The sequence below is a fragment of the Caulobacter sp. B11 genome (assembly GCF_002737765.1).
In the GTDB taxonomy this organism is placed as follows: domain Bacteria; phylum Pseudomonadota; class Alphaproteobacteria; order Caulobacterales; family Caulobacteraceae; genus Caulobacter.
Window position 1 is genome coordinate 1 of the sequence record NZ_PEGG01000207.1, and the last position, 4,185, is coordinate 4,185.

Sequence of the window (4,185 nt, forward strand, 5' to 3'; positions counted from 1 at the left end):
CCGCTCCTCAAGCGAGGTGTCCGCCTCGCGCTGCAGCGAGATTTTGATCTCGCGACCGACGAAGGCCTCGGCGGTGATCCGAACGCGATCGAGCAGGCTCACAAATCCCTGGTCGACAACCTCCGGCAAGGCCCGGGCCAGGGGCAGGCCGGTCACGTCGCGGTGGCCGATCAGTTGTAGATAGGTGTTGTTGACCAGTTCGAAGACGTGGTCGGGTCCACGCACCACCGCCATGAAGCCGGGGGCCTGCATGAACAACTGGCGCAACTGGGCGCTCTGGGTCTGGACGAGCTCGGCGCGACGTAGCACGTCCTCGCCCAGAACGGCCGCCGCCGCCAGGGCGCGACCGCCGAAGGCGACGTCCTTCAGGCGCTGAATCTCGGTGACGTCCTGGGTGTGCTGCAGGATATAGGCCGTTTCGCCGTTCGAGCCGGCGATCGGCGTGTGGGTTGCGCTCCAGAGCCGATCCTCGAATCCGCCGCCGAGGGCCTGGGGCCGCTGAATGGCGTAGTGGATCAGGGGCAGAACATCGATCTTGCCGCTATCGCGCGCGCGCAGCAGCGACTCTTCCAGCGTCCTTCGGCTCTCCCCTTCTGCCGGAAAGGCGTCAAAGATCTGCACGCCCTCGAGCTCGTCCCATCCGCGACCGACAACTTCCAGATAGGCGCGATTGGCGGCGACATAGCGAAGCTGCCGATCCAGCATCATGTAGGGGCTGGGAATTTGATCGAAGATGTTTTCGAAGTCGATGGGTCCCACCATGCCAAGCGCGCCCCCGCCGCGCATCGTTAAAATGGACCGGCGCAGCTTCCTGTTCCCGAGAAGCTTTACCCTAATGTCGTAAGAACGTTTCGCAAAACGGGCGGTTTCGTTGACACCCCTTCTGTCGCGCTTAAAAGCATCTCGCAACGCACAAAGCCACGAGGTTGGATCCATCCATGACTGAGTCGAGCGGGGGGCTTCCGGAGCGCCCGTTGTCGCCGCACCTGCAGGTGTGGCGCTGGCACGTCACCATGGCGTGCTCGATCTTGCACCGGGGCTGCATCTTCGCCCTCTATTTTGGCGCCCTGCTGCTCGCAGGCTGGGCCGTCTCCCTGGCTTCGGGTTCGGAGTGTTACGGCTGGTACATTGGCCTGCTGGGCTCGCCGCTCGGTAAGCTGGTCCTGTTTGGCCTGACCTTCGCCCTGCTGTTCAACCTGGCCTACACGGTTCGCCAGAGCTTCTGGGACCTGGGCCTGGGCTTCAGCCTCAAGACCGCCGACATGACGGGCGCGGCCGCCATCGCCTTCGCCGCCGTGGGCGCGATCGTGATCTGGGCCATCGCCGCCCAAACCGGAGCGCTCAGCTAATGGCAAATTTGTCCGCCGGCCGTTTCCGCACGCCGCTGTCGCGCGCGCGCGGCATGGGCGCCTCGCGCCATGGCGTCAGCCACTTTATCACCGAGCGGGTCTCGGGTCTGGCTCTGATCCCTCTGACCCTGTGGGCGGTGTTCGCCGGCCTGCGTCTGTCGGGTCCTGCCTATCGCAGCCAGGAGGCCGTGGCCTCGTGGATCGCCGCACCGCACAATACGGTGCTGCTGGCCCTGCTACTGGTCGTCGCCCTGGTGCACCTGAAGGGCGCCATCCAGGTGGTGATCGAAGACTATATCGAGCGGTTCACGACCAAGACCGTCCTCGTCGTGGCGAACCTGTTCGTCTGCGTCGTGGCCGGCGCCGCGGGGGTCGTCTCGATCCTCAAGGTCGCCCTCACCGGAGCCCTTTGATGTCGGCCTACAAGTTCATTGATCACAAGTTCGACGTCGTTGTCGTCGGGGCCGGCGGCTCGGGTCTGCGCGCGGCGCTCGGCTGCGCCCAGGCCGGCCTGAAGACCGCCTGCGTCACCAAGGTTTTCCCGACCCGCAGCCACACCGTGGCGGCCCAAGGCGGCATCCTCGGCTTCGCTCGGCAACATGGGCCAGGACGACTGGCGTTGGCACATGTTCGACACCGTCAAGGGTTCGGACTGGTTGGGCGACCAGGACGCCATCGAATATCTGACCCGCAACGCCCCGGCCGCCGTCTATGAGCTGGAGCACTGGGGTGTTCCCTTCAGCCGCACGGCAGAGGGTAAGATCTATCAGCGCGCCTTTGGCGGCATGACCAAGAACTATGGCGAGGGCCCGATCCAGCGCACCTGCGCGGCGGCCGACCGCACCGGTCACGCCATGCTGCACACGATGTACGGCCAGTCCCTGGCCCACGACACCGAGTTCTTCATCGAGTATTTCGCCCTCGACCTGATCATGGACGACGGCGTCTGCCGCGGCATCACGGCGTGGAAACTCGATGACGGCACCCTGCACCGCTTCCAGGCCCAGCAGGTGATCCTGGCCACCGGCGGATACGGCCGGGCCTATTTCTCGGCGACCTCGGCCCACACCTGCACCGGTGACGGCAACGCCATGGCTCTGCGCGCCGGCCTGCCGTTGCAGGACATGGAATTCGTTCAGTTCCACCCACCGGCATCTATGGCGCCGGCTGCCTGATCACCGAGGGCGCGCGCGGCGAAGGCGGCTATCTGACCAACTCGGAAGGCGAGCGCTTCATGGAGCGCTATGCGCCCTCCGTGAAGGATCTGGCCCCGCGCGACATGGTCAGCCGGGCCATGACCATCGAGATTCGCGAAGGCCGCGGGGTGGGCCCCAACAAGGACCACATCTTCCTGCACCTGGATCACCTGGATCCCAAGATCCTGCACGAGCGTCTGCCCGGGATTTCCGAGACCGCCAAGGTCTTCGCCGGCGTCGACGTGACCAAGGCCCCGATCCCGGTCCTGCCGACCGTCCACTACAACATGGGCGGCATCCCGACGAACTATCACGGCGAAGTCGTCACCAAGTCGGGCGACAATCCCGACCAGGTGATCCCCGGCCTGATGGCCGTGGGCGAGGCGGCCTGCGTCTCGGTGCACGGCGCCAACCGCCTGGGCTCCAACAGCCTGATCGACCTGGTGGTGTTCGGTCGCGCCGCTGCTCTGCGCTGCGCCGAGATCCTCAAGCCCATGGCCACCCAGCCCGAGCTGAAGGCTGTCGAGACCGACGCTCACCTGGCGCGCTTCGATCGCTTCCGCAACGCCAATGGCAACATGGCGACCGCCGACCTTCGTCTGGAAATGCAAAAGGCCATGCAGGAGGACGCCGCCGTGTTCCGCACCGGCGAAACCCTCGCCGGCGGGGCCCAGCGCCTGGCCACGGTCTGGGAAAAGGCCAAGGACATCAAGGTCAGCGACCGTGGTCTGGTCTGGAACACCGACCTGATGGAGACCCTGGAGTTCGACAACCTGATCAGTCAGGCCGTCGTCACGGTGGCCGGCGCGGTCAACCGCACCGAAAGCCGTGGCGCCCACGCCCGCGAGGACTTCGGCGATCGCAACGACGTCGAATGGATGAAGCACACCCTGGCCTGGCTCGACGCGACCACCGGCAAGGTGTCGATCGATTACCGGCCGGTGCACAGCTACACGATGTCCAAGGACATCGACTACATCCCGCCCAAGCAACGCGTCTATTGAGGGCAAGCTGATGGTTGAACTCACCCTCCCGAGAAATTCCAAGGTCCAGAGCGGCAAGCACTGGCCCGCCCCGGCCGGCGCCAAGAACACCCGCGCGTTCAAGGTCTATCGCTACGACCCCGAGACCGGCCTCAATCCGCGTTGGGACACCTATGACGTCGATCTCGACGCCTGCGGTCCGATGGTGCTGGACGCCCTGCTGTACATCAAGAACAGCATCGACCGACCGACCCTGGCCTTCCGCCGTTCGTGCCGTGAAGGCGTCTGCGGCTCCTGCGCCATGAACATCGGCGGGCGCAATACGCTGGCCTGTACCCACGGCCACGCTGAAACGCCTGGCAAGGCCGTGCAGATCAGTCCTCTGCCGCATCTGCCGGTGGTCAAGGACCTGATCCCCGACCTGACCCTGTTCTACGCCCAGTACGCTTCGATCGAGCCCTGGCTGCACACCGACACGCCCGAGCCGCAAAGCGAATGGCTGCAGTCGACCGAGGACCGCGCCAAGCTGGACGGCCTCTATGAGTGCATCCTCTGCGCCTGCTGCTCGACCTCGTGCCCCAGCTACTGGTGGAACGGCGACAAGTATCTGGGCCCGGCGGTTCTTCTGCATGCCTATCGCTGGCTGATCGACAGCCG

General features: G+C 65.4%; 4 protein-coding genes and 1 pseudogene. 4 read left to right on the forward strand and 1 reads right to left on the reverse strand.

The features are described 5' to 3' along the window. The coding region (locus CSW58_RS09110) for a PAS domain-containing protein (protein ID WP_143755145.1) at positions 1-762 on the reverse strand (762 nt) is incomplete at its 3' end. 176 nt (positions 763-938) lie between these two features. On the opposite strand from CSW58_RS09110, the gene sdhC reads away from it, so the two are divergent. The 4 genes and pseudogenes from sdhC to CSW58_RS09130 form a co-directional block, all read left to right on the forward strand. Then, entirely contained in the window at positions 939-1,349 is a 411-nt protein-coding gene (gene sdhC, locus CSW58_RS09115) for a succinate dehydrogenase, cytochrome b556 subunit (RefSeq protein WP_099447070.1), read from the forward strand. Next, positions 1,349-1,762 carry a succinate dehydrogenase, hydrophobic membrane anchor protein gene (gene sdhD, locus CSW58_RS09120; protein ID WP_099447071.1) on the forward strand — a complete coding sequence of 138 codons (414 nt, stop codon included), beginning with the start codon at positions 1,349-1,351 and terminating at the stop codon, positions 1,760-1,762. Before sdhC ends, sdhD begins: the two co-directional genes overlap by 1 nt. Further along, a pseudogene (sdhA, locus tag CSW58_RS15795) lies at positions 1,762-3,549 on the forward strand (succinate dehydrogenase flavoprotein subunit). Before sdhD ends, sdhA begins: the two are co-directional and overlap by 1 nt. Positions 3,550-3,559: 10 nt before the next feature. Continuing rightward, on the forward strand, positions 3,560-4,185 hold a 626-nt coding region (locus tag CSW58_RS09130; RefSeq protein WP_099447072.1), incomplete at its 3' end, for a succinate dehydrogenase iron-sulfur subunit.